This window comes from Aeromicrobium sp. Root344 (assembly GCF_001425755.1).
Classification (GTDB): Bacteria; Actinomycetota; Actinomycetes; order Propionibacteriales; family Nocardioidaceae; genus Aeromicrobium.
The window spans coordinates 1,060,909-1,084,819 of sequence record NZ_LMDH01000001.1; the positions used below are offsets into that span (position 1 = coordinate 1,060,909).

General features: G+C 70.0%; 21 protein-coding genes and 1 tRNA gene. 10 read left to right on the top strand and 12 right to left on the bottom strand.

The features are described from left to right. Window positions 1-2: 2 nt before the first annotated feature. The gene (locus tag ASC61_RS05185; protein WP_056210162.1) at window positions 3-461 is read right to left on the bottom strand and encodes a RidA family protein; all 459 of its coding nucleotides are present in this window, start codon (window positions 459-461) and stop codon (window positions 3-5) included. Then, on the bottom strand, window positions 458-613 hold the full coding sequence (locus ASC61_RS19660) for a DUF4177 domain-containing protein (protein WP_157412925.1): 156 nt from the start codon (window positions 611-613) through the stop codon (window positions 458-460). The genes ASC61_RS05185 and ASC61_RS19660 overlap by 4 nt, the downstream gene beginning before the upstream one ends. A gap of 55 nt (window positions 614-668) precedes the next feature. On the opposite strand from ASC61_RS19660, the gene ASC61_RS05190 reads away from it, so the two are divergent. Together ASC61_RS05190 and ASC61_RS05195 are read left to right on the top strand one after the other, a co-directional pair. Then, on the top strand, window positions 669-1,628 hold the full coding sequence (locus ASC61_RS05190; protein WP_056210164.1) for an ArsA-related P-loop ATPase: 960 nt from the start codon (window positions 669-671) through the stop codon (window positions 1,626-1,628). After that, window positions 1,625-2,845 (top strand): ArsA family ATPase, encoded by a 1,221-nt coding sequence (locus tag ASC61_RS05195; RefSeq protein ID WP_082530476.1) that lies wholly within the window; start codon window positions 1,625-1,627, stop codon window positions 2,843-2,845. The genes ASC61_RS05190 and ASC61_RS05195 overlap by 4 nt, the downstream gene beginning before the upstream one ends. On the opposite strand, the gene ASC61_RS05200 is transcribed toward ASC61_RS05195, so the two are convergent. After that, window positions 2,842-3,099, bottom strand: coding sequence for a WhiB family transcriptional regulator (locus ASC61_RS05200; protein WP_056210166.1), 258 nt, complete (start codon window positions 3,097-3,099; stop codon window positions 2,842-2,844). The genes ASC61_RS05195 and ASC61_RS05200 overlap by 4 nt on opposite strands. 178 nt (window positions 3,100-3,277) lie before the next feature. Here ASC61_RS05200 and ASC61_RS05205 point away from each other — a divergent pair, with 178 nt between their 5' ends. Then, window positions 3,278-5,500, top strand: a complete 2,223-nt coding sequence (locus ASC61_RS05205; RefSeq protein WP_056210168.1) for a transglycosylase domain-containing protein — start codon at window positions 3,278-3,280, stop codon at window positions 5,498-5,500. 3 nt (window positions 5,501-5,503) lie between these two features. On the opposite strand, the gene ASC61_RS05210 is transcribed toward ASC61_RS05205, so the two are convergent. Then, window positions 5,504-5,965 carry a GatB/YqeY domain-containing protein gene (locus ASC61_RS05210; RefSeq protein WP_056210170.1) on the bottom strand — a complete coding sequence of 154 codons (462 nt, stop codon included), beginning with the start codon at window positions 5,963-5,965 and terminating at the stop codon, window positions 5,504-5,506. A 39-nt stretch (window positions 5,966-6,004) separates the two neighbouring features. On the opposite strand from ASC61_RS05210, the gene ASC61_RS05215 reads away from it, so the two are divergent. The 4 genes from ASC61_RS05215 (at window position 6,005) to ASC61_RS05230 (ending at window position 10,006) form a co-directional block, all read left to right on the top strand. Continuing rightward, window positions 6,005-6,910 carry a metallophosphoesterase gene (locus ASC61_RS05215; RefSeq protein WP_056210172.1) on the top strand — a complete coding sequence of 302 codons (906 nt, stop codon included), beginning with the start codon at window positions 6,005-6,007 and terminating at the stop codon, window positions 6,908-6,910. 8 nt (window positions 6,911-6,918) lie between these two features. Further along, window positions 6,919-6,995, top strand: a tRNA-Pro gene (locus ASC61_RS05220). 339 nt (window positions 6,996-7,334) lie between these two features. After that, window positions 7,335-8,069, top strand: a complete 735-nt coding sequence (locus tag ASC61_RS05225; RefSeq protein ID WP_056210173.1) for a hypothetical protein — start codon at window positions 7,335-7,337, stop codon at window positions 8,067-8,069. After that, window positions 8,066-10,006, top strand: a complete 1,941-nt coding sequence (locus ASC61_RS05230; RefSeq protein WP_056210175.1) for an acetoacetate--CoA ligase — start codon at window positions 8,066-8,068, stop codon at window positions 10,004-10,006. Before ASC61_RS05225 ends, ASC61_RS05230 begins: the two co-directional genes overlap by 4 nt. Here ASC61_RS05230 and ASC61_RS05235 read toward each other — a convergent pair. From ASC61_RS05235 to ASC61_RS05260, 6 genes are all read right to left on the bottom strand, one after another. Next, window positions 10,003-11,025: an aspartate-semialdehyde dehydrogenase gene (locus ASC61_RS05235; protein WP_056210177.1), complete on the bottom strand. Its 1,023-nt coding sequence runs from the start codon at window positions 11,023-11,025 to the stop codon at window positions 10,003-10,005. The two genes, ASC61_RS05230 and ASC61_RS05235, sit on opposite strands and share 4 nt — an antisense overlap. Then, a complete protein-coding gene (locus ASC61_RS05240) occupies window positions 11,022-12,302 on the bottom strand; it encodes an aspartate kinase (protein ID WP_056210179.1) in 1,281 nt (426 codons plus the stop codon). The genes ASC61_RS05235 and ASC61_RS05240 overlap by 4 nt, the downstream gene beginning before the upstream one ends. A 114-nt stretch (window positions 12,303-12,416) precedes the next feature. Continuing rightward, window positions 12,417-13,031 carry a recombination mediator RecR gene (recR, locus tag ASC61_RS05245; protein WP_056210181.1) on the bottom strand — a complete coding sequence of 205 codons (615 nt, stop codon included), beginning with the start codon at window positions 13,029-13,031 and terminating at the stop codon, window positions 12,417-12,419. 7 nt (window positions 13,032-13,038) lie between these two features. Continuing rightward, window positions 13,039-15,702: an aminodeoxychorismate synthase component I gene (locus tag ASC61_RS05250; protein WP_082530477.1), complete on the bottom strand. Its 2,664-nt coding sequence runs from the start codon at window positions 15,700-15,702 to the stop codon at window positions 13,039-13,041. Beyond that, on the bottom strand, window positions 15,680-17,668 hold the full coding sequence (locus ASC61_RS05255) for a DNA polymerase III subunit gamma and tau (RefSeq protein ID WP_235503490.1): 1,989 nt from the start codon (window positions 17,666-17,668) through the stop codon (window positions 15,680-15,682). Before ASC61_RS05255 ends, ASC61_RS05250 begins: the two co-directional genes overlap by 23 nt. A 63-nt stretch (window positions 17,669-17,731) precedes the next feature. Then, window positions 17,732-18,502: an ArsR/SmtB family transcription factor gene (locus tag ASC61_RS05260; protein WP_056210184.1), complete on the bottom strand. Its 771-nt coding sequence runs from the start codon at window positions 18,500-18,502 to the stop codon at window positions 17,732-17,734. A 65-nt stretch (window positions 18,503-18,567) separates the two neighbouring features. Between ASC61_RS05260 and ASC61_RS05265 the strand changes: the two genes are divergently transcribed. Then, window positions 18,568-19,932 (top strand): MFS transporter, encoded by a 1,365-nt coding sequence (locus ASC61_RS05265; protein WP_056210187.1) that lies wholly within the window; start codon window positions 18,568-18,570, stop codon window positions 19,930-19,932. On the opposite strand, the gene ASC61_RS05270 is transcribed toward ASC61_RS05265, so the two are convergent. Then, window positions 19,913-20,299: a VOC family protein gene (locus ASC61_RS05270; protein ID WP_056210189.1), complete on the bottom strand. Its 387-nt coding sequence runs from the start codon at window positions 20,297-20,299 to the stop codon at window positions 19,913-19,915. The genes ASC61_RS05265 and ASC61_RS05270 overlap by 20 nt on opposite strands. Next, on the bottom strand, window positions 20,296-21,282 hold the full coding sequence (locus ASC61_RS05275) for an alpha/beta hydrolase (RefSeq protein WP_056210191.1): 987 nt from the start codon (window positions 21,280-21,282) through the stop codon (window positions 20,296-20,298). The genes ASC61_RS05270 and ASC61_RS05275 overlap by 4 nt, the downstream gene beginning before the upstream one ends. Window positions 21,283-21,323: 41 nt before the next feature. Here ASC61_RS05275 and ASC61_RS05280 point away from each other — a divergent pair, with 41 nt between their 5' ends. Beyond that, window positions 21,324-22,667 carry a threonine/serine ThrE exporter family protein gene (locus ASC61_RS05280; protein ID WP_056210194.1) on the top strand — a complete coding sequence of 448 codons (1,344 nt, stop codon included), beginning with the start codon at window positions 21,324-21,326 and terminating at the stop codon, window positions 22,665-22,667. Between the two features lie 64 nt (window positions 22,668-22,731). Then, the gene (locus tag ASC61_RS05285; protein ID WP_056210196.1) at window positions 22,732-23,910 is read left to right on the top strand and encodes an acyl-CoA dehydrogenase family protein; all 1,179 of its coding nucleotides are present in this window, start codon (window positions 22,732-22,734) and stop codon (window positions 23,908-23,910) included. Window position 23,911: the final 1 nt, after the last annotated feature.

The window sequence follows — 23,911 nt, forward strand, 5'->3', positions numbered from 1 at the left end:
GGTCAGCCGACCTCGACGATGAGCTCGACCTCGACGGGCGCGTCGAGCGGGAGGACGGGTACGCCGACCGCGCTGCGGGCGTGGGTGCCGGCGTCGCCGAAGGCCGCGCCGAAGAGCTCACTCGCACCGTTGGCGACGCCCGGCTGCCCGGTGAAGTCCGGCGTGCTCGCGACGAACACGGTCGCCTTGACGACCCGGACGACCGCGTCCAGGTCGACCTGCGACTTGACCGCAGCGATCGCATTGAGCGCGCACTGACGGGCGCAGTCGTACGCCTCCTCGGCCGACACCTCGCCACCGACCTTGCCGGTCAGGATGAGCTGGCCGTCCTTGAGCGGCAGCTGGCCTGACGTGTAGACGTACGAGCCGGTGCGCACCGCAGGCACGTAGACCGCGACCGGCGCGGGCACCGGCGGGACGGCGAGCCCGATCTCCGCAAGCCGGTCGTCGACCGCGCTCATGCGATCGGCCGCTTGAAGTAGGCGACGAGGTTCTCCGGGTTCATGCCGGGCACGATCTGCACGAGCTCCCAGCCGTCCTGGCCGAAGTTGTCGAGGATCTGCTTGGTGGCGTGCACCAGGACAGGGGCGGTGAGGTACTCCCATTTCGTCATGGCACGACTGTAACGGTCGGCCTGCGGTTCCGGCCCGGCGAAGTAGGCTCGTCGCGTGGCCCTCTCGACCCAGCTCCATGTCGTCACCGGCAAGGGCGGCACCGGCAAGACGACGGTCGCCGCGGCGCTCGCGATGTCACTCGCCGACAAGGGCAAGCGCGTCCTGCTCTGCGAGGTCGAGGGCCGGCAGGGCATCGCCCAGCTGTTCGACGTACCACCGCTGCCTTACGAGGAGCGCAAGATCGCCGTCGGCCTCGGCGGCGGCGAGGTGTACGCCCTGGCGATCGACCCCGAGTCGGCGCTGCTGGAGTACCTCGCGATGTACTACCGGCTCGGCCGCGCCGGCAAGGCGCTCGACCGGTTCGGCATCATCGACTTCGCCACGACGATCGCGCCGGGCGTCCGCGACGTGCTGCTGACCGGCAAGGTCTACGAGGCCGCGCGGCGGCGCAACGGCAAGGGCTTCGCCTACGACGCCGTCATCATGGACGCCCCGCCGACGGGACGCATCACGCGGTTCCTCAACGTCAACGCCGAGGTGGCGGGGCTGGCGAAGGTCGGTCCCATCCGGCGCCAGGCCGACTCGATCATGCAGATGATGCGCTCGACCGACACCCACGTGCACCTCGTCACGGTGCTCGAGGAGATGCCGGTGCAGGAGACGATCGACGGCATCGCCGAGCTGCAGTCCGAGCGCCTTCCGGTCGGCCGCGTCATCCTCAACCTCGTACGCCCTCCGCTGTTGGGGGCCGGCACGCGCGAGGCGCTGGAGGCCGGCAAGCTGACCACGAGCAAGGTCGTGCAGTCACTCGCCAAGGCGTCGCTCGAGCCCGCCGCGGCGCCCGCCCTGATCGCCGGCGGCGAGGCGCACCTCGAGCGGCAGCGGCTCCAGGACGGACAGCGCGAGATCCTCGAGCACTGCGGCCAGCCGCTGGTCGAGCTGCCCGCACTCAGCGACGGCATCGACCTCGGCGCGCTGTTCGAGCTCGCCGAGAAGCTGAAGGACCCCGCATGACCGGCCGCGCCCGTACGTCGCCGTCGCCGCGCAAGGACCGCACCTCGCCCCGTGGCGCCCCGGGCGGCCCGCCGGCCGGATCGCTCGACGTCGACGCGCTGCTGGCCGACCGGACGACCGAGATCATCGTGTGCTGCGGCTCCGGTGGCGTCGGCAAGACCACGACCGCCGCAGCCCTGGCCCTCCGTGCCGCCGAGCAGGGCCGCAACGTCTGCGTGCTCACGATCGACCCGGCTCGCCGGCTGGCCCAGGCGATGGGACTCACGGAGCTCGACAACACCCCGCGGCCGGTCAAGGACGTCGGCGCCGACGGCGGCACGCTCGACGCGATGATGCTCGACATGAAGCGGACGTTCGACGAGGTCGTCGAGGCCCACGCGACGCCTGAGAAGGCGCAGCAGATCCTGGCCAACCCGTTCTACGTCGCGCTCTCGAGCTCGTTCGCGGGCACGCAGGAATACATGGCCATGGAAAAGTTGGGTCAGCTCCACGCCGAGGCCGTCGACGAGGAGCGCCGGTGGGACCTCATCGTCGTCGACACCCCACCGTCGCGGTCGGCACTCGACTTCCTCGACGCGCCGGACCGGCTCTCGTCGATGCTCGACGGTCGCTTCATCAAGCTCCTGCTCGCCCCGGCGAAGGGACCGGCCCGGTTGCTGAGCGCCGGCTTCGGCATCGTCACGAGTGCGCTCAACAAGGTGCTCGGCGCACAGGTGCTGACCGACATGCAGACGTTCGTCGCGGCGTTCGACACGCTGTTCGGCGGCTTCCGGCAGCGGGCCGAGAGCACGTACGCCTTGCTGCAGGCGCGCGAGACCGCGTTCGTCGTGGTCGCCGCGCCGGAGCCGGCCGCGATGCGCGAGGCGTCCTACTTCGTCGAACGACTCGCCGGCGAGCAGATGCCGCTGGCCGGGCTGGTCGTCAACCGGGTGCACGAGAACGGCGCGGACGGCATCTCCAGCGCCGACGCGGAGTCAGCGGGACGCAAGCTCGAGCAGGGCACCGCCACCGACCGGATGACCGCCGACCTCCTGGCGATACACGCCGAGCGCATGCGGGTCGCGGCGCGCGAGTCCCGGCTCAAGCGCAGCTTCGGCGCGGCGCACCCGGGCGTGCCGACCGCATCGGTCGCCGCGCTCGCCGGAGACGTGCACGACCTCGACGGGTTGCGCGAGATCGGTGAGCTGCTGGCGGCACAGGGCCGCGCGGGCAGCTAGACCGCGACGGAGAGGATGCTGCGCCACGCCGTGACGTTGGGCCGGCGGCGCAGCAGGGCACGGCGCTCACGCTCGGTCATACCGCCCCAGACACCCCACTCGATGCGGTTGTCCAGCGCTTCGGCCAGGCACTCGGCCCGTACGTGGCAGGTGCCGCAGACCTGCTTGGCGCGATTCTGCTCAGCGCCCTTGACGAACAGTGCGTCGGACTTGCCACGACACGCGGCTTCGGCCGCCCAGTTTTCGTTCCACATGATTCAAGAACCTCCCCGAGACCGGTCCCCTGATGGACCGAAGTTGGTTGATGAGATCAATCTAAGAATTTCCCCCGTGGACCGTCAGAGCGATTGTGACCATCTTTCTCTAGTCCTGATGAACTAGACACGTTGTCGCCACTGAGGCGTTCTCGGCATCGTCACGTAACCTGACTCCATGTCTTGGGAAGAGCTCCGCGCGTCGCTGCGCCAGACCGCACAGCGCGAGAAGCGTCACGACGGACCGCTGTCGATCATCGGCACCATGGCCCTGCTGTCGGCGGTCGCCGGCATCCTCGTGGCGGCGATCTTCATCCCGGGCACGGCCCTGTTCGCCTCGACGGCCAACAACGTCAGCAACGACATCGTCAACCTCCCGCTGGAGCTCGACGACCAGCCGAGCGCCCAGACCACCCGCCTCCTGGCCAGCAACGGCGACCTGATCGCCTACTTCTACGAGGAGAACCGGCAGGACATCCCGCTGGCCAAGATCTCTCCCGTGATGCAGAACGCGATCCTGTCGATCGAGGACGCCCGGTTCTACGAGCACGGCGCGCTCGACCTCAAGGGCACGCTGCGCGCACTCGTCAACAACGCGTCGGAGGGGCAGACCCAGGGCGGCTCCTCGATCACGCAGCAGCTCGTCAAGCTGACCCTCGTGTCGCAGGCCACGACCAAGAAGCAGCGCATGGCCGCGATCAAGAAGTCCACGGCCCGCAAGATCCGTGAGCTCAAGCTCGCGATCAAGTACGAGGAGACGCACACCAAGAAGGAGATCCTCGAGCGCTACCTCAACCTCGCCTACTTCGGCGACAGCGCGTACGGCATCAGCGCCGCGTCCTATCACTACTTCTCCGTCAGCCCGGCCAAGCTCAACGTGCGCCAGGCCGCGACGCTGGCGGGCCTGGTCAAGAACCCGGTCCAGTTCGACCCCCGCATCTATCCCGAGAAGGCGCTGGCACGGCGCAACACCGTCCTGGCCGTGATGGCGCGGCTCGGCAAGATCTCCGAGGCCGACGCCAAGCGCTACCAGGCGGCCCCGCTGGGCCTCAAGGTCACCAAGTTCCCCAACGGCTGCGTCTCGACGGTCGCAGAGTTCTCCTGCGACTACGTACGCCGCTACCTGCTCCGCACGTCGGCGCTCGGCGCCACGGTCGCCGACCGGCAGCGTGCGCTCGAGCGCGGCGGCCTGACGATCAAGTCCAACATCGACGTCCGCATGCAGAAGGCCGTCAACAAGGCCGTGTCCGAGACCGTTGCGCCCAAGGACGGGGCGATCGGCGCGATGGCGCTGCTCGAGCCGGGCACCGGCAAGGTCAAGGGCCTGGCCCAGTCCAAGCCGATGGGCAACAACAAGAAGAAGGGCCAGTCCTTCATCAACTTCACGGTGCCCAAGACCTACGGCGACTCCGGCGGGTTCCCGGCCGGCTCGACGTTCAAGATGTTCACCGACGCCGCGGCGCTCAAGCAGGGCATCGACGTCGGCCAGACGTTCAAGTCTCCCGGCAAGATCACCATGCGCCCGGGCAGCTACTTCGCCTGCAACGGCGGTGGCACCAGCATCTGGGAGCCGGAGAACTCCACCGGCAACGGCACGTTCAACATGTACACCGGCACGCGGAAGTCGGTGAACACCTACTTCGCCCAGCTCGAGAAGAAGGCCGGGCTCTGCAACGTCGTGCGTGCCGCGGAGTCGATGGGCATCAAGGTTCCCGACCGTGACCAGGTGGGTCCGTTCACCTTGGGCGTGACGAACGTCAGTCCGTTGGACATGGCGGCGGCCTACGCCGTGCCGGCCTCCGGCGGCATGTACTGCAAGCCGCTGCCGATCGACTCGATCGTCGACTCCAACGGCAAGACCATCCGCAAGTTCCGGCCCAACTGCGAGCGCGTCATGAGCAAGGACGACGCCGCGCAGATCAACGACATCCTGCGCGGTGTCCAGGAGCCCGGCGGCTTCGGCTACGACCTCGGCGGCACTGGCCTGAGCATCCCGTCTGCCGCCAAGACCGGAACCGCCCAGGACAACCAGTCGGTCTGGTACGCCGGCTACACACCCAAGCTCGCGGCGATGGCCATGATCGCCGGCGTCAAGAAGAACGGCAGCCCGAAGTCGCTCGCGGGCGTCACGATCAACGGCCGGTTCCTCGACTTCCACACCGTCGGCGGCAGCTCGTTGGCCGGACCCATGTGGGCCAAGGCGATGCACGTCATCGAGGACTTCCTGCCGTCCGTCCAGTTCGACGCGCCGCCCGAGCGGCAGCCCACGGCGCCCAAGAAGGTGAAGAAGCCGGCGAACGACGACAACACCGACACGGGCAACGCCACCGACGGTCCCGGCAACGGCACCGACGGCCCGGGCAACGGCACCAACGGCCCCGGCAACGGGACCGACGGCTGAGCGTCAGGCGCCCAGTTGTCGCTTGACCTCGGCGGCGACGACGCCGCCGTCGGCCTTGCCCTTGACCTGCGGTGACACGATCCCCATGACCTTGCCCATCGCCTTCATGCCCTCGCCCGCAGCACCGGCCGACTCGACGGCAGCGGAGACGATCACCGCGATCTCCTCAGCGGTGAGCTGAGCCGGGAGGTACTCGGCGAGGATCTCCGCCTCCGCCCGCTCCTTGTCGGCGAGCTCGGGGCGGTTGCCCTCCGCGAACGCCTCGGCGGCCTCGCGGCGCTTCTTGGCCTCCGAGCCCAGCACCGTGATGATGTCCTCGTCACTGAGCTCGCGGACCTCCTTGCCGGCGACCTCGGCGTTGGTGATCGCCGTGAGCACCATCCGCAGGGTCGACGTGCGCAACGCGTCGCGCGCCTTCATCGAGGTGGTGAGGTCGTCGTGCAGCTGGTCCTTGAGTCCTGACATGCCTCCAGTGTCCCACCACGCCTGTGACACGCTGGAGTCGTGCGCCCCTTGCTCTGGCCCCTCGCGGCCGCCGCGGCCGGGCTGGCGTACGCCTCGGTGTACGAGGTCCGGGCGTTCACGCTCCGCAAGGTCACGGTGCCGGTGCTGGCAGCCGGCTCCGAGCCGTTGCGCGTGCTGCACCTGTCCGACACCCACATGACTCCGGGGCAGCACAAGAAGCAGGAGTGGCTGCGAGGCCTCGCCGACCTCCAGCCCGACCTCGTGATCAACACCGGCGACAACCTGGCCCACCTCGATGCCGTGCCGTCGGTCCTGCGGGCGTACGGGGACCTGCTCGACCTGCCGGGCGCATTCGTCTTCGGGTCCAACGACTACTTCTCGCCCGTCGCCAAGAACCCGGTCAACTACCTCCGCGGCGGCACGGGCGGCGACTGGCAGCGGACCCGCGACCTGCCGTTCGACCAGCTGCGTCACGCCTTCGAGCAGCGGGGCTGGGCCGACCTGAGCAACCGGCACGCCTCGTTCGTCGCCGGTGGCCGACGGCTCGCGTTCGTCGGGGTCGACGACCCGCACCTCAACTACGACGTCCTCGACGAGGTCCCGGCCGACGCCACCGCCGACCTCGCCATCGGCGTGGCGCACGCTCCCTACCTGCGCGTGCTTGACCGCTGGAACGCCCTCGGCTACCCGCTGATCATGGCCGGGCACACGCACGGCGGCCAGCTCCGAATCCCGTTCTACGGCGCGCTCGTCACCAACTGCGACCTCGATCGGGCCCGAGCTCGGGGGCTGCACCAGCACCGCGTCGAGGGTCACGACCCCTCGTGGCTGCACGTCTCCGCCGGGCTCGGCACGTCGCCCTACACGCCCGTACGTTTCGCGTGCCGCCCCGAGGCGACGCTGCTCACCCTGACTGGGATAGACTCTTCCGGTTCCCTCATCTAGGGAGCATTCGGGCTGTGGCGCAGCTTGGTAGCGCGCGTCGTTCGGGACGACGAGGCCGCAGGTTCAAATCCTGTCAGCCCGACCATGTGGATGGCCGGACCCCCAGGGGTCCGGCCATTCCTCGTCTCAGAACCGCGGGCTGAACGTCATGACCGGGACTGAACCGCCCTGGTGTCGAGGCTCGGGCGTCACCGGGCCCCAAGCCGTCGCGCGGAGGACCCGCTTCGCCAGGTTTGTCAGGAATGCGTACATCGGAGCGCCTCTCGTCGTGTGCCGCGTGTCGGAGCGGCGTCTACACGTACGACGAACGGGCACCCACGGAATCCGACATCACAGATGCGGAGCTCGTGCTGAGCGGGAAACTCAACCTGATCGCAACGTTCGGCCGCCGGTGACACGACACCCCCTGTGAAAGACTCAGCGCATGGTTGACGAGCAGCAGCCCGCCAAGAAGGTGGTCAAGCGCGTCGTCAAGAAGACCGTCGTACGACCCGCGGCACCGCCGCCGGCCGAGACCGTCCGCTACGGCCGACCTGTCTCCACGACCCGCAGCAAGCCCCAGGCCAAGGTCGCCAGCCGCGCCGGCGCCAAGCCGGCCGGGACGACGAAGACCCGCCCCCGGGTCAAGGTCGGGGCTGCGGGCAAGGCCCTGACGTCACGCGGGGCGGGCGTCGCCTCGGGTGTTGCCGGGGCCACGGGCTCGGCCGCACGAGCCACCGGCGACTTCGTCGCCGACCGCTACCACGCCCTCAAGGACTGGCGCGTCCCGCACATCGATCCCCGGCTGGCCGCCCCCATCACCGGCCTCGTCGTAGGGCTGGTGTCGGTGGGCCTCGGCCTGGTCGCCCTCGAGATCTTCAACGACGTACGAGGTGTCGCCTCCGGCGGCAAGCAATGGGGATCGCTGACGTTCGTCGTCGTCACGTTCATCGCGATGCTGCTCGGTGACGTGCTGCTCAGGGCGTTCGGCACCACGCGGGCGGGGTTGATCAGCTTCCTCGCCGTGGTGCTCGCGATCGTCGCGATCCTGGGCTTGTTCCTCGAGATGGCCGATGACCAGCGGGCGTTCGTGCTGGTCCCGGCGCTGGCCGCAGTGACCTATTTCGTGTCCCACTGGCTCATCACGGTGGCCGAGAGCAGTCCTACACTTCCCGAGTGACCGACATCCTCTGGAGCCCGCCCCTCGACGGCGCCTCGAGGCTCGAACGGTTCATGCAGGAGCTCGACCAGCCGTTCGCCGACTACGACGCGCTGTGGGCATGGTCCGTCGAGCAGCCCAACGACTTCTGGCGCGCCGCATGGCGACACTTCGACGTCCCGTCCGACGGCGACCCGACCAGCGCCCTCGCCGACGCGTCGATGCCCGGCGCGGTGTGGTTCCCCGACGTACGACTCAACTACGCCGAGGCGATGCTGCGGCTGCCCGGCCGGGGCGATGACGACGTCGTCGTGGTGGCCGCCTCGCAGAGCCGCGACGACGTACGCCTGACCGCCCGCGAGCTGCGGGACCAGGTCGGGCGGGCGCGGGCCGGCCTCCAGCGTGCCGGGGTGCGGACGGGCGACCGGGTCGCGGCGTACGCGCCCAACATCCCCGAGACTCTCGTGCTACTGCTCGCGGCCGCGAGCCTCGGTGCGGTGTTCTCCTCGTGCGCCCCCGAGTTCGGCACGCAGAGCGTCGTCGACCGGTGGCAGCAGATCGAGCCGACCATCCTGCTGGCCGTCGACGGCTATCGCTATGGCGCCAAGGGGGTCGATCGCCGGGCCGAGGTCGAGGCGATCACCGGCAGCCTGCCGAGCCTGCGCACGGTCGTGTGGCTGCCCTACCTCGATGCCGAAGCTCCGGCTCCCGGCGGCGCCGTCACCTGGGCCGAGCTCACCGCCGAGACTGGACCGCTGGAGTTCGTACGCCTGCCGTTCGCGGCGCCCCTCTATGTGCTGTTCTCGTCGGGTACCACGGGTCTGCCGAAGCCGATCGTGCACGGCCACGGCGGCATCACGCTCGAGCACCTCAAGTCGTTGGCGTTCCACCACGACCTCGGCCCGGCCGATCGGTTCTTCTGGTTCTCGACGACCGGTTGGATGATGTGGAACCTGCTGATCTCGGGCCTCGCGGTCGGCTCGACGATCGTGATGTTCGACGGCAACCCGGCGCACCCCGACCTCGGCATGCTGTGGCAGCTCGCCGAGCGGCTCGAGATGACCTACTTCGGCACCAGCGCACCCTTCCTGCTGCAGTGCCGCAAAGAAGGGCTCGTGCCCCGCGAGACGGCGGACCTGTCGCGGCTGCGAGGCGTGGGCTCGACCGGAGCCCCGCTGCCGGCAGAAGGATTCCGCTGGGTCTACGACGCGGTGAGCGCCACGGCGCAGCTCGGATCGATCTCCGGCGGCACGGACGTCTGCTCGGGCTTCGTCGGCGCTGCGCCGATCGTCCCGGTCTATGCCGGGGAGATCTCGTGCCGCATGCTCGGCTGCGCTGTCGAGGCGTACGACGACGAGCGTCGACCCGTGACCGGATCGCTCGGCGAGCTCGTCATCACGCAGCCGATGCCGTCGATGCCGGTCGGCTTCTGGGGGGACACGGACGGGTCGCGCTACCGGGCCGCGTACTTCGAGGACATCCCCGGCGTCTGGCGCCACGGCGACTGGATCACGATCTCCGAGCGCGGCACCTGCGTCATCACGGGGCGCAGCGATGCGACCCTCAACCGTGGTGGCGTACGCCTCGGCACTGCCGAGTTCTACACCGTCGTCGAGGCGCTGCCCGAGGTCGTCGACAGCCTGGTGGTGCACCTCGAGGACGACGAGGGCGGTGCTGGTCAGCTGCTGCTGTTCGTCGTGCTGGCAGAACGGCTCGACCTCGACGAGGCGCTCCACCAGCGCATCGCGATCGCCCTCCGCACCCAGCTCTCGCCGCGACACGTTCCTGACGCGATCCGTCAGGTCGCCGCGCTCCCCCGCACCCTGTCCGGCAAGAAGCTCGAGGTGCCGGTCAAGAAGATCCTGCAGGGCGCATCGATCGAGGACGCGGCCGCCAAGGGCGCGCTGACCGACCCGACGTCCCTCGACGCGTTCGTGACGATCCGCGAGACGCTCTAGACCAGCAGCTCGGCGATCTGGATCGTGTTGAGGGCGGCACCCTTGCGGAGGTTGTCGCCGCTGACGAACAGCACGAGACCGCGCTGGTCGTCGACGCTCTGGTCCTGGCGGATGCGGCCGACCAGGCTCGGGTCGGTGCCGGCCGCCTGCAACGGCGTCGGCACGTCGACGAGCTTGACGCCCGCGGCGCCGGCGAGCAGCTCCTTGGCACGCTCCGGCGTGATCGACCGGGCGAACTCGGCGTTGATCGAGAGGGAGTGACCCGTGAACACCGGAACGCGTACGCACGTGCCGGCGACCTTGAGGTCGGGGATGTGCAGGATCTTGCGGCTCTCGTTGCGGAGCTTCTGCTCCTCGTCGGTCTCGTACGAGCCGTCGTCGACGACCGAGCCGGCCATCGGCAGCACGTTGAACGCGATGGGGGCGACATATTTGACCGGCGCCGGGAACGTGACGGCGCGGCCGTCGTACGCGAGCTCGTTGGCCTTGTCGACCACGGCGAGCGCCTGACTGTGCAGCTCCTGGACGCCGGCGATGCCGGAGCCCGAGACCGCCTGATAGCTGCTGACCACGAGGCGTACGAGCTGGGCCTCGTCGTGCAACGGCTTGAGGACCGGCATCGCGGCCATCGTGGTGCAGTTGGGGTTGGCGATGATGTTCTGGGTCGCCTTGGCGACGTCCTCGGGGTTGACCTCGCTGACGATCAGCGGGATGTCGGGGTCCTTGCGGAACGCCGAGGAGTTGTCGATGACCATCGCGCCGGCGGCGGCGAAGCGGGGCGCCTGCGCCTTGGAGGTCGTGGCTCCGGCGGAGAACAGCGCGATGTCGAGCCCGGACGGGTCGGCGGTCGCGGCGTCCTCGATGACGATCTCGCCGCCCTTCCACGGCAGGGTCTTGCCGGCCGAGCGCGACGAGGCGAAGAAGCGCACCTCGTCGGCGGGGAAGTCGCGCTCCTCGAGGATGCTGCGCATGGCGACGCCGACCTGCCCGGTGGCGCCGACGATTCCGATGCTGGTCATCGTCCGGTACCTCCGTAGACCACGGCCTCGACCTCGTCGGTGCCGAGGTCGAAGGCGGCGTGCGCGGCGTTGACGGCCGCGTCGATCTGGTTCTCGGTCACGACGACGGAGATGCGGATCTCCGAGGTCGAGATCATCTCGATGTTGACGCCCGCGTCGGCGAGCGCGCGGAAGAAGCGGGCCGTGATGCCCGGTGACGAGCGCATGCCGGCGCCGACGATCGACACCTTGCCGACGCTGTCGTCGTACTGCAGTTGCTCGAAGCCGACCTGGTCCTTGAGCCGCGCGAGCGCGGTCATCGCGGTCTGGCCATCGGCGCGGGGCAGGGTGAACGAGATGTCGGTCAGCGACGTCGTGGCAGCCGAGACGTTCTGCACGATCATGTCGATGTTGATCTGCGCGTCCGCGAGGGCCTGCAGGATCGTCGCGGCCTCGCCGACCTTGTCGGGCACGCCGACGACGGTGATCTTGGCCTCGCTGCGGTCGTGCGCGACGCCGGAAATGATGGCTTGTTCCATGGAGTGCCCCTCTTGGATGACGTCCTCGGTCTTGACGACCCAGGTGCCGGTCTTGTCGGAGAACGACGAACGTACGTGGATCGGCATGTCGTTGCGGCGGGCGTACTCGACGCACCGCAGGTGCAGGATCTTGGCGCCGTTGGCCGCCATCTCGAGCATCTCCTCGTAGGAGATGCGGGGGATCTGGCGGGCGTTGGGCACGATGCGCGGATCGGCGGTGAAGATGCCGTCGACGTCGGTGTAGATCTCGCAGACGTCCGCGTGGAGCGCCGCGGCGAGCGCGACGGCCGTGGTGTCGGAGCCGCCGCGGCCCAGCGTCGTGATGTCCTTGGTGGTCTGTGAGACGCCCTGGAAGCCCGCGACGATCGCGATCGCGCCCTCGGCGAGTGCCGCCTCGATGCGGCCCGGAGTGACGTCGATGATCTTGGCCCGGCCGTGCTCGGAGTCGGTGATGACGCCGGCCTGCGAGCCGGTGAACGAGCGCGCCTCCTGGCCGAGCGTGCCGATCGCCATCGCGAGGACCGCCATGCTGATGCGCTCGCCGGCGGTCAGGAGCATGTCGAGCTCGCGGCCAGGGGGCAGCGGCGCGACCTGGCTGGCGAGGTCGATCAGCTCATCGGTCGTGTCGCCCATCGCGGAGACGACGACAACGACGTCGTGACCGGCCTTCTTGGTCGCGACGATGCGCTGGGCGACCCTCTTGATGCTGGTTGCGTCGGCAACCGAGGAGCCGCCGTACTTCTGGACGACAATGCCCACGGGATTTCCTAGGTGCTGGGAAACGTACGGATTGCGCGACGCTGCGCGCGACAAGTCTACCGGTTCGCCCGGAGTGGCAGAGTCGCGATCCTGCCGATGGACAGTGAGAAGCCGTCAGCTTCTGACGGCGGCGTTGCCGATGGTCGTTCGGCCCTCGAACGCACGACCGAGCGTGAGCTCATCGGCGTACTCGAGGTCGCCGCCGACGGGCAGTCCGCTCGCGAGCTTGCTGACCCGCAGGCCGAGCGGCGTCAGCATGCGGATGAGGTAGGTCGCGGTCGCCTCGCCCTCGAGGTTGGGGTCGGTCGCGATGATGACCTCGGTGACGACGCCGTCCTGCAGGCGCTGGAGCAGCTCCTTGATGCGCAGCTGGTCGGGTCCGATGCCGGCGATCGGCGAGATCGCGCCGCCGAGCACGTGATAGCGGCCGCGAAACTCCCGTGTGCGCTCGATCGCGACGACGTCCTTGGACTCCTCGACGACGCAGATCACGCTGAGGTCGCGGCGCGGATCAGCGCACACGCGGCACTCGGTGTCGACCGTGACGTTGCCGCAGATCGAGCAGAAGTGGACCTTGGCCTTGACCTCGACGAGTGTCGCGGCGAACCGGCGTACGTCCTCGGGGTCGGCGTCGAGCAGGTGGAAGGCGATGCGTTGCGCGCTCTTGGGACCGATGCCGGGAAGTTGCCCGAGCTCATCGATCAGATCCTGGATCACGCCGTCATACATAAGGGGATCAGTCTACGGAACCGAGGAAGGACTGGAGCATCTCGTGGCCGCGCGCCGTGAGGATGGATTCGGGATGCATCTGCACGCCCTCGACCGGATGGCTGCGGTGACGGACCCCCATGACGATGCCGGACGCCGTGTGGGCGGTCGCCTCGAGCTCGTGGGGCAACGTCGCGGGATCGATCACGAGCGAGTGGTAGCGGGCACAGACGAGCGGCGTCGGCAGCCCGGCGTAGACGCCTCTGCCGTCGTGGTGCACCAGGGACGGCTTGCCGTGGACGACCTCCGGTGCGCGGACGACCGTCGCCCCATAGGCCTCGCCGATCGCCTGGTGGCCGAGGCACACCCCGAGGATCGGCGTCGTCGGGCCGAGCCGGCGGACCGCCTCGATGCTGATGCCGGCGTCGGACGGCGTGCCGGGGCCCGGCGAGACGACGAGGTGGGTGAAGTCGCCGCGTGCCCGCGCCGCGACGAGCTCGTCGACCGTGACGGCGTCGTTGCGGATGACCTCGGCCTGCGCGCCGAGCTCGCCGGCGTACTGGACGAGGTTGTAGACGAACGAGTCGTAATTGTCGATGAACAGCACCGTGGCCCGCGTCGGCGGTGAGGACCTGGCTTGTCGCGGGGTTGCGCCTCGCTCATGGTCACTGCCCCAGAAGCCGCGGAGCTCGTCACGGAGCCACGTCGTCGTACGCCCGACGGGCCACGACGCGATCCCTTCGCACGAGAGGACGGGCACGACGCCCCGGAGCGAGTTGCTGACGAACACCTCGGTGGCCGCCGTCAGGTCGTCGACCGTGAGCCGGCGTTGGAACACCGGCACGGAGGCCTCGCGCAGGATCTCGATGAGGCGAGCACGGGCGGTGCCGGGCAGGATGCGTCCGTCGGTCGGCGGTGTGTGGACCCCGTCGTCGTGCACGACGAACACGTTGGCGCGGGCCGTCTCGAGGATCGCCCCGTCCTCGGCGAGCAGCAGCAGGTCGCGATCGGGCGCGCCGTCCCAGGCCAGGGCGCTTCGGTCGGCCCACTTGTGCTGCCCGAAGCCGCCTTCGAGGGTGCGTGGCGTCAACCTCCACGCGTCGGCGTCGTCGTCGATGACCCGGCTGCTCATCGTCACCACGACGCCGCCGTCTCTCGGCACGGCTTCGACCCGCACCCGCTGGCGACCCGTGAGCCGCGCGGTCCGGCGCAGCACCGCGTCGTCGAGGCCGGCGCGGATCGTCGTGCCGTAGACCGCGCGAACGCTGGCGTCGAGACGCGCGAGGTGGGCCTCGAGGTCGGCGACGCGACCGTGCTCGACCAGCAACGTGTCATAGATGCCGAGCGACACGTCGACCGTCGCGGCGGGCTCCGAGCTGCCAGGCGTCGGCGGCTCGTCGAGGCCCGGAGCCTCGGCGGTGAGCTCGAGGACTCCCCCGATGGCGTCGATCAGCGGACGCGCCTTGACGAGGCACTCGGCGTACTCACCCTCGGGCGTCGAGTCCGCCACGACACCGCCGCCGACGCCGAGCCACACCCGGTCACCGGAGAACTCGAACGTGCGGATGACGACGTTGAGCTCGAGACCCGCGGCAGGGCTGACGTGCCCGATCGCGCCGGTGTAGGCCTCACGCCCGGTGGCCTCGAGGTCGTTGATGAGCTCCATGGCGCGCACCTTGGGCGCCCCCGTGACCGAGCCCGGCGGGAACGTCGCGCGCAGCAGCTCGGAGTCACGTACATCGTGGGCGACATGGCCCACGACGTCGGACACGAGGTGCCAGACCGCGTGCCGCTCCGCCCGGGTGATGGCCGGGACACGGACCGAGCCGGGCACACTGACGCGGCCGAGGTCGTTGCGCATCAGGTCGACGATCATGATGTTCTCCGCGCGGTTCTTGGCCGAGGCCACGAGCTCGTCCGGATCGGTGTCCAGCGACGCGGTGCCCTTGATCGGCGAGCTCAACACCTCGTCGCCGGTGCGGCGGAGGAACAGCTCCGGCGAGAAGCTCACCAGCGCCCCCTCGGGGCTCGACACGTAGGCGGCGTACGCCGGGTGCAGCGCGGCGACGCCGGTGCAGAACACGTCGAGCGGGTCGCCGCTGAACGGCGCCTCGAGCCGGGTGCACAGGTTGGCCTGGAAGATGTCGCCCGCGGCGATGTGCTCCAGCACGGTGGCGAGCGCCGCCCGGTGCGCGTCGGGCGTCGGGGACATCTCGAACCTGCCCACCTCGTACGACTGTGCGTCCGCTGCGCTGCCTCGTAGCGTCTCGACGATCCGGGCGTCACGCTCGGCGTCGGGCGTCAGCGACTCCAGCCACCACGTGCCGTCGGTGCGCCGGAGGACGTGGTCGTAGAACGCGATGCGGTGATCGGGCTGCTCGATCGGGCGGTGCGGTGCCGGCGGCAGGTCCTCGACGAGCCGGCCGAGCTGATAGCCCCAAGCACCGATCCAGCCGCCGCCGAAACCCCCGACGCCGGATGCCAATGGCTCGAGGTCGATGCCGGTGAACGGGTCACCCTCGAGCACCGCGACGGGGTCGAACGCGATGAGCGCCTCGCCGTGGTGCCAGGCACCGAGCAGTGCGACGAGCCGGTCGCGGCCGCGGAACAACCGCAGGACGTCGAGCGGGTCGAGGTCGAGGTCGAGCCGGGTGCGGCCGAGGCCGTGGTCAGTCGTGGCGGGACTCGTCAATGACGTGCGCCCCCAGCTCCCGGCTCAGGAGGTCCTCGGGATCGATCTCCTCGTGGTCCACGACGGGGTCGTCGCGGGTGGCCGAGGCATCGGGGTCCTCGCGCGTCTCGGGGGTGACCGGGTCACGGAGCGCCTCGCGTACGGACTCGGGCGCCGAGACCCCCTTGCGGGGCGCTGCGGGCGCCGGGTCCGGGGACTCCGGCTCGTCGGAGCTGCCGGCACCGGGTCGGGCACTCGGGTCGACGATCGCCTCGATCTTCCAAGTGACGCCGAGGACCGCGTGCAACGCCTGCTGGACGTACTCCTCGGACCGGCTGTTGATGAACGAGTCGCGGGCGCCGGCGTTGACCAGCGCGATCGTCAGCGTCGACCCGTCGAGACCGGTGACCTGGGCGTTCTGGCTGAGCATGACCCAGGCGAAGCGCCGCAGGTCGCGGATCTTGTCGAGGATCTCGGGCCACAGGCGGCGTACGTCGGCAATCGTGAGGGTGCCGTTGGCGGGCATCGGATCCGCTGGCTGAGGTGCCGGCTCCTCGGTCCTTGAGCTTGTCGAAAGGACCTGTGCGTCTGGGTCTGGCGTCCTTTCGCTCCCCCTACTCGAAGAGCTCGTGGGGCTGCCCCCAGGCTCAAGGACAGGCGGTTCCGGAGCAGGTATCTCGGCTACCGGCGCTGCGACGGGAGCCGGCTTCTCGGCGACGGGCTCAGCCACGGGAGCTGGTGTCGCTTCGACAGGCTCGACGACCGGTGGACGGGATGCCTGCGGGACAGCCGCCTGCGCCGGGGCGGGCGCGCCGCCGTCGATCGAGAGCCGGCGCTCGAGCCGGTCGAGCCGGGCCTGGAACCCCTGGGCGGAGTTGTCGGAGCCGGGCACGAGGATCCGTGCGCACATCAGCTCGAGGAGCAACCGTGGCGCCGTGGCGCCGCGGAACTCGATCAGTGCGGCGTTGACGATGTCGGCGGCACGGGTGAGCTCCGAGGGACCGAAGTTGCTGGCCTGGCTCAGCAGGCGTTCCGCACGATCACCCGGTACGTCGAGCAGACCCTTGGACAGCGCGTCGGGCACCGCCGCGACGATCACGAGGTCGCGCAGGCGCTGCAGCAGGTCCTCGGCGAACCGGCGCGGGTCCTGGCCCGACTCGATGACCTTGTCGACGACGCCGAACACGGTCGAGCCGTCGCTCGCGGCGAACGCATCGACGACCTCGTCGAGCAGCGAGTCCGGGGTGTAGCCGAGAAGCTGCACCGCGAGGTCGTAGGTCACCCCCTCCGGACCGGCGCCACCGAGGAGCTGGTCGAGCACGCTGAGGGTGTCACGCACCGAGCCCTGACCCGCGCGGACGACCAGGGGCAGCGCGTTGGGCTGGAGCGCGACGTGCTCGGCCTCGCACAGCTGCAGGAGGTAGTCGCCCAGAGTCTTGGGCGGCACCAGCCGGAACGGGTAGTGGTGCGTGCGCGAGCGGATCGTGCCGATGACCTTGTCGGGCTCGGTCGTGGCGAAGATGAAGCGCAGGTGCGGCGGCGGCTCCTCGACGAGCTTGAGCAGCGCGTTGAAGCCCTGCGGCGACACCATGTGCGCCTCGTCGATGATGTAGACCTTGTAGCGGCTGTTGACCGGGGCGAAGAACGCCCGCTCGCGCAGATCCCGCGCATCGTCGACACCGCCGTGGCTGGCCGCGTCGATCTCGATGACGTCGATGCTGCCGGGCCCGCCGCGCGCCAGGTCGCGGCAGCTCTGGCACTCGCCGCACGGGTCGGCGATCGGCGCCTTCTCGCAGTTGAGCGCGCGGGCCAGGATGCGGGCACTGGTCGTCTTGCCGCAGCCTCGCGGACCGGAGAAGAGGTAGGCGTGATTGACCCGGTTGGCGGCGAGCGCGTGGCGCAGCGGCTCGGTCACGTGATCCTGCCCGATCACCTCGGCGAACGTCTCCGGCCGGTAGCGGCGGTAAAGGGCAAGAGGGGCATCCACGGAGTAGAGCCTAACCACCCCGGACGACATCGCCTACGGCCCGATCGTACCCTGCGTGCGACCTCAGGCGATCTCGACGCCGATCAGGGACTTCAGGCGATCCGCGCCGAGCTCGGTGAGGTCGACAGCCCGGTGTCGCGGCCGGCGAGCGACCCATCCAGCGGCGAGGAACCGGGTCAGGAGATCGGCCCCCAGCCGCCCACCGAGGTGGTGCCGCTGCTCGCTCCAGTCGACGCAGAACCTGAGCAGAGGTCGCGCACCTGCAGGGCTCGCGGCATCGTGCGGCAGGCCCAGCGCGGCCAGCACATCGGTCGCGGCCGGCCCCAGCTCGTACGGCGCGTCCGCGACGCGCGAGGACAGGTGGTCGCGGGGTCGGCGCTCGGTCGTCGTACCTTCATCCGTACGCACCAGCGCCTCGCGCTCGAGCAGTGCGGTCGTCACGGCGCAGCCGAGCCGGCCGGCCAGGTGGTCGTAGCAGGTGCGCGCGCGGCGGAGTGCTGCTGCTCGGGTGCCCTCTCGCAGCGAGCGCACCGGCTCGGTCGGTGCGATCACGGCGAGCGCCTCGAGGATCGTCGCGACCTGGTCGGACGCGAGCCGGTAGTAGCGGTGCCGGCCCGACTGCTCGACGTCGATCAGCCCGCCCTCGCGCAGACGCGCGAGCTGGGCGCTGGCGGCTTGGGCCGAGACGCCGGCCTCGGTGGCGAGGACGCCGGCCGGCAGCGACCGGCCGTCGGCGAGGGCGACCAGCACTCGGGCGCGCGTGCGATCGGCGAACAACGCAGCGACGTGCGCGACATCCGCGTCACCGCGGTGGATGGCGGTCGTGGTCTCCATCTGTCCATCGTGCCCCCGCGATGCTTCCACGGCGACGGAAGCGTCGGCGGGCAACCATGGAAGGCATGACGGAACGATCCCCTCGCCTCGTCCTGGTCGTGATGTGCGCCGGCTACTTCCTCGTGCTGCTCGATGTCACGATCGTCAACGTCGCCCTGCCGCGTCTCGGCGACGACCTCGGCACGAGCGTCGCCGGGCTGCAGTGGGTCGTCGACGGGTACGCCGTGCCGTTCGCCGCCCTCCTGCTGGCGAGCGGAGTCGTCGGCGACCGGCTGGGCCACCGTCGGATCGTGCTCGCCGGGCTGTCGGTGTTCGGCATCGCGTCGGTCGCCTGCGCGGTGGCGCCTGCGCCCGGCTTCCTCATCGGCTCACGCGTCGCGCAAGGTGTCGGGGCGGCGCTCCTGCTGCCGGGGACCCTCGCCGTGATCGCCGAGGCGTACCCAGCACGCCAGCCTCAGGCCCGCGCCATCGGCGTGTGGGCGGGCATCGGCAGCCTCGCCCTGCCCGCCGGACCGCTGCTGGGCGGTGTGCTCGTGCAGGCGGTGGGCTGGCGAGCGATCTTCGCGGTCAACCTCCCGATCATCCTGGTCGCGTGGATCGTGGCCCACCGTGTCGTGCCGGCGAGCGTCACCCGGTCCACCGCCCGCCTCGACCGCGCAGGCACGGTGTTGGGCGCCGTCACGCTCGCCGGGATGACGCTGGCCGTGATCGAGGCGGGACACGTCGGGGCACGGCCACTCACCCTGCTCGCCGCTGTCGTTGCTGGAGCGGCCCTCGTCGGGTTCGTGGGGGTCGAGCGCCGCAGCGCGCACCCGATGCTGCCGCCTGCGCTGTGGCGGCGTCCCGCGTTCGTCGCCGCCAACGGCGCGGCCGGGGTCATGAACCTCGGCACGCTCGGGATGCTGTTCCTGCTGACCGCATACCTCCAGACCATTCAGGATCGCAGCGCGCTGGAGGCGGGCGTCGCCCTGCTGCCGCTGTTCGTCCCCTTGGTCGTCCTGGCCCCATTGAGCGGCCGGCTCACCGGGCGCCTCGGCCCTGGCGTTCCGATGGTCGCCGGGCTCCTCACGGCTGCTGTCGGCTTCGCCCTGATCGGCGGCTGGTCGAGCACCACGACGTACGCCATGGTGTTCCCCTCGCTGCTGGCCTGGGGCGTCGGGCTGGGGATCCTCACGCCGGCGGTCGTCGCCGCAGCCGTGGCGGCTGTCGACGAGAGCAGGGCCGGCCTCGCCTCCGGTGTCAACAACACCGCGCGCCAGGCCGGCGGTGCGATCGGCATCGCGGTCTACGGTGCCGTGGCTGGTCCGGCCAACAGACCCTCCGCGTTCGTCAGCGGCATGCATGCGCTCGGGCTCGGCACCGCAGCGATGTTCGTCGCCACAGCGGCGGCCTCGGCGCTGTTCGTACGCCCTACGTGGCGTGGGCCATGACCTCGACCCGGTTGCCGTTGCCGTCTGCGGTGTGGAACCGCTCGAACCCGTCGAAGGTCGTACGTTCGGACCAGTCGACGTCGAACCCGGCCGCAAGCAACCCTGCGGCTCGCTGCTCGAGCTCGGTGACCGAGCCGAGCACGACCGCGGGATGTGCTTTGCGGGCCGGCACGAACTCCGCCTCGACGCCGACGTGGATCTCGGCCGTCACCGCGCCGCGGGTGCCCGACCGGAACCAGCAGCCACCGCGACCGGCCAGGTTGGCCGGCTTGTCGACCTCGGTCATGCCGAGCCCGTCGACGTAGAACCGGCGCGCCGCATCCTCGCCACCCGGCGGGCAGGCGACCTGGACGTGATGGATCCTCACGAGCCGACGAGCTGCTTGACCCGCAGCCAGTCGTCCACCGCGGCGTAGGCAGCCTTGCGCGGTTCCTCCCGCGAGATGAAGACGTCGTGCTTGGCCCCGTCGATCGGGACGACCGTGACCTGGTCGCCGAGGCAGCCCGACCACCGGGCGATCTGCTTGACGTCGAGGACGGCATCGGCCGTCGCGACATCCTCGTTGTAGGTCCGCGCGAACCGCGTCCGCGTCGAGCGCAGCACCAGCGACGGGACACCGACGTCGAGCCCCTTGTGCAGCTTCGCGTGCGCACGACGGATCGCGGTCAGCCAGCCGAACGACACGGGGAACCCCTCGAGCGGCTTGAACGCCGTGTTGAAGTCCCACTCGCCGTGGGCACTGACGTGCAGGCTGCTGCCGTACGCGTCCGTGTGCGGCAGCTTGATGATCGACTTGGGCTTGACCCGGGCCACCGCCGCGATCGCCTTGGTGCCGACCGTGCGCATCCACGGCGCGCCCTGGAGGTCGAACCACGGGCTGTTGAGCACCAGCCCGGCGATGCCGGCGCCCTTGCTGCCACCCGGCTGCTTGTTGAGTCGATCGAGCCACAGCGCCAGGACCAGGCCGCCCGTCGAATGGGCCGACAGCACGACCGGCTTGTCTCCGGTCTCCTCGCGGATGATCGCCAGCGACTGGTCGAGCTCCGCGTCGTAGAGCGCGAGGTCGGAGACGTAGTGCCCCATCTGCCCCTCACGCCGGGAGCGGCCGCACTTGCGCAGGTCGAGGGCGTAGAACGCAAAACCCCGCTCGGCGAAGAACTCGGCGAGCTCGCGCTGGAAGAAGTAGTCGCTGAACCCGTGCACGTAGAGCACTGCCGACTCGTACGACTCGGAGGGCACGCGCCGCACCAGCGTGGCCTCGACCTGGCCCTCGCCGTCGGGATCGGCCCCGAGCGGGATCGTGTGCTGCTCGTAGCCCTCGCCCAGCTCGTCGGGGATCCACTCGGTCATTCATCGCTCCTCGTTTGGACACGGACGTCGGGTCCAACAGTATGGGACGGGTGACCGAGACACGTGAGATCCAGCGCACGCTCGACGTCGCCCTGCGCGTGGGCGACATGCTCCTGGCGAACGGCGCCGGTGCAGCCGACGTCACCGCCACGATGTCGTCGATCGCGCACCACCTCGGCATGCGGCAGGCGCTCGTCGACGTCACGTTCACGACGGTGCACATGAGCTATCAGTCGGCGCCCGACGAGCCGGCCGTCACGGCGACCCGGCACGTCAAGCAGCGTGAGACCGACTTCGACGACCTGACGCGGGTCGACCACCTCGTGCGCGACCTGCTGTCGGACGAGATCGACCTCGACGAGGCACGGATCCGGCTGGCCCAGATCGCCTCCACGGGTCACCGGACGCCGAGGTGGGCCGTGACGCTCAGCTGGGGCGCCATCGGCGCCGGCGTCGCGATGCTGATCGGCGGCGACTGGATCGTCGTCCTGATCGCCGCGATCGCCGCGATCTGCCTCGAGGTGCTGCAGCGCTGGCTCTCGCGCCTCCGGCTGCCGTTCTTCTACGCCCAGGTCGCCGGCGGGCTGTTCGCCTCCTTGCTCGCCGTGGGCGCCTCCGCTGCCGACATCTCCACCGATCCGTCGCTCGTCATCACCGCGAGCATCGTCATGCTGCTCGCCGGGCTCGGCTTCATCGGTGCGATCCAGGACGCGCTGACGGACTTCTACGTCACCGCCGTCGCCCGCATCCTCGAGGTCATGATCTCGACCGTGGGCGTCATCGTCGGGGTCAGCGGCGGTCTCACGGTCGGTCGACTCCTCGGCGTCGACATCAACCTCGACCCAGGCGCCGCAGGGCTCTCTCACTTCCCGCTCGTCGTCGCCGGCGGCGCCCTCAGCGCGGGCGCGTTCGCCTTCGCCGCGTACGCGCCGAGCCGGGTCCTGCTGCCGATCGCGGCGATCGCCGGCATCGCCTCGGGCATCTACCTCGTGCTCTCGGAGAACGACCTCGGTCGCGCGTGGCCGGCCGGGATCGCGGCGATCTTCATCGGACTCGTCTCCTACACGGTGGCCGGCCGCGCGGACGTGCCCCCGCTCGTCATCGTCGTGTCGGGCATCGTGCCGCTGCTGCCCGGCCTCTCGATCTATCGGGGCCTGTCCCTCCTCGGTGCCGACGACTACACCGGCATCCTGCAGATGATCACGGCTGCCGCGATCGCGATCTCGCTGGCAGCGGGCGTCATCCTCGGTGAGTACGTCGCGCAGCCCCTACGCCGCGAGGCCCGCCGCCTCGAGCAGCGCCTCGCCGGGCCCCGCCTGGTCGGTCCGCTGCGGGCCCGGGCGGTCCGCAAGGCGGTCAAGCGAGGAAACATGCACTCGATGTGAATAAAGTTCTCGACAGCACTAGACTCGCGGTGCGCCGCGTGGCGCGATCGCCGAGGAGTCGTACATGAAACTTCAGCTGTCAGACGAGGACGCAGCCTTCCGCGAGGAGATGCACACCTTCTTCACGACGCAGATCCCGCAGGACGTCCGCGACACGGTCGCCGCGCGCCGCGAGCTCAGCAAGGAGCAGATCGTCGCGTCCGTGCAGGCCATGAACGCCGCCGGCATCGCCGTGCCCAACTGGCCCGTCGAGTGGGGCGGCAAGGACTGGACCCCGCTCCAGCGCCACATCTGGCACGAGGAGATGCAGCTCGCGAACGTACCTCCACCGCTGCCGTTCAACGCCTCGATGGTCGGCCCGGTCATCGCCGCGTTCGGCTCGCAGGAGATCAAGGAACGCTTCCTGCCCAAGACCGCCAACCTTGACATCTGGTGGTCGCAGGGGTTCTCCGAGCCCGATGCCGGCTCCGACCTCGCATCGCTGCGGACCACCGCGGTGCGTGACGGCGACGACTACCTCGTCAACGGCCAGAAGACCTGGACCACGCTCGGCCAGTACGGCGACTGGATCTTCACGCTGGTCCGCACCGACCCCTCGGTCAAGAAGCAGGCCGGCATCTCGTTCCTGCTGATCGACATGTCCTCCCCCGGCGTCACGGTCCGACCGATCGAGCTCATCGACGGCGGCCACGAGGTCAACGAGGTGTGGTTCGAGAACGTCCGCGTGCCCGCCGAGAACCTCGTCGGCGAGGAGAACAAGGGCTGGGACTACGCCAAGTTCCTGCTCGGCAACGAACGCGTCGGCGTCGCACCGGTCGGCTCGACCAAGCGCACGCTGTCGCAGGCCAAGGAGTTCGCCAGGACCGCCGGCCCGGGTGGCACGTCGCTGCTCGAGGACCCGCTGGTCGCCGCCCAGATCGCCGACCTCGAGAACGAGATCCTGGCGCTGGAGCTGACCGCCCTGCGGGTCGTCGCCAACTCCGCCGACGGCAAGCCGCACCCCGCCTCGTCCGTGCTCAAGCTGCGCGGCACCGAGCTGCAGCAGGCCGTCACCGAGCTGTTCGTCGACCTCGCCGGCCCCCTGGCGCTGGCGTCGGGCGCCGGCGACGGATCGGACGTCCCCGACCTGGCGCGCGTCGCGACACCCAATTACCTCAACTTCCGCAAGGCGTCGATCTACGGCGGATCCAACGAGGTGCAACGACAGATCATCGCCGGCACGATCCTGGGACTGAGGGGCTGAC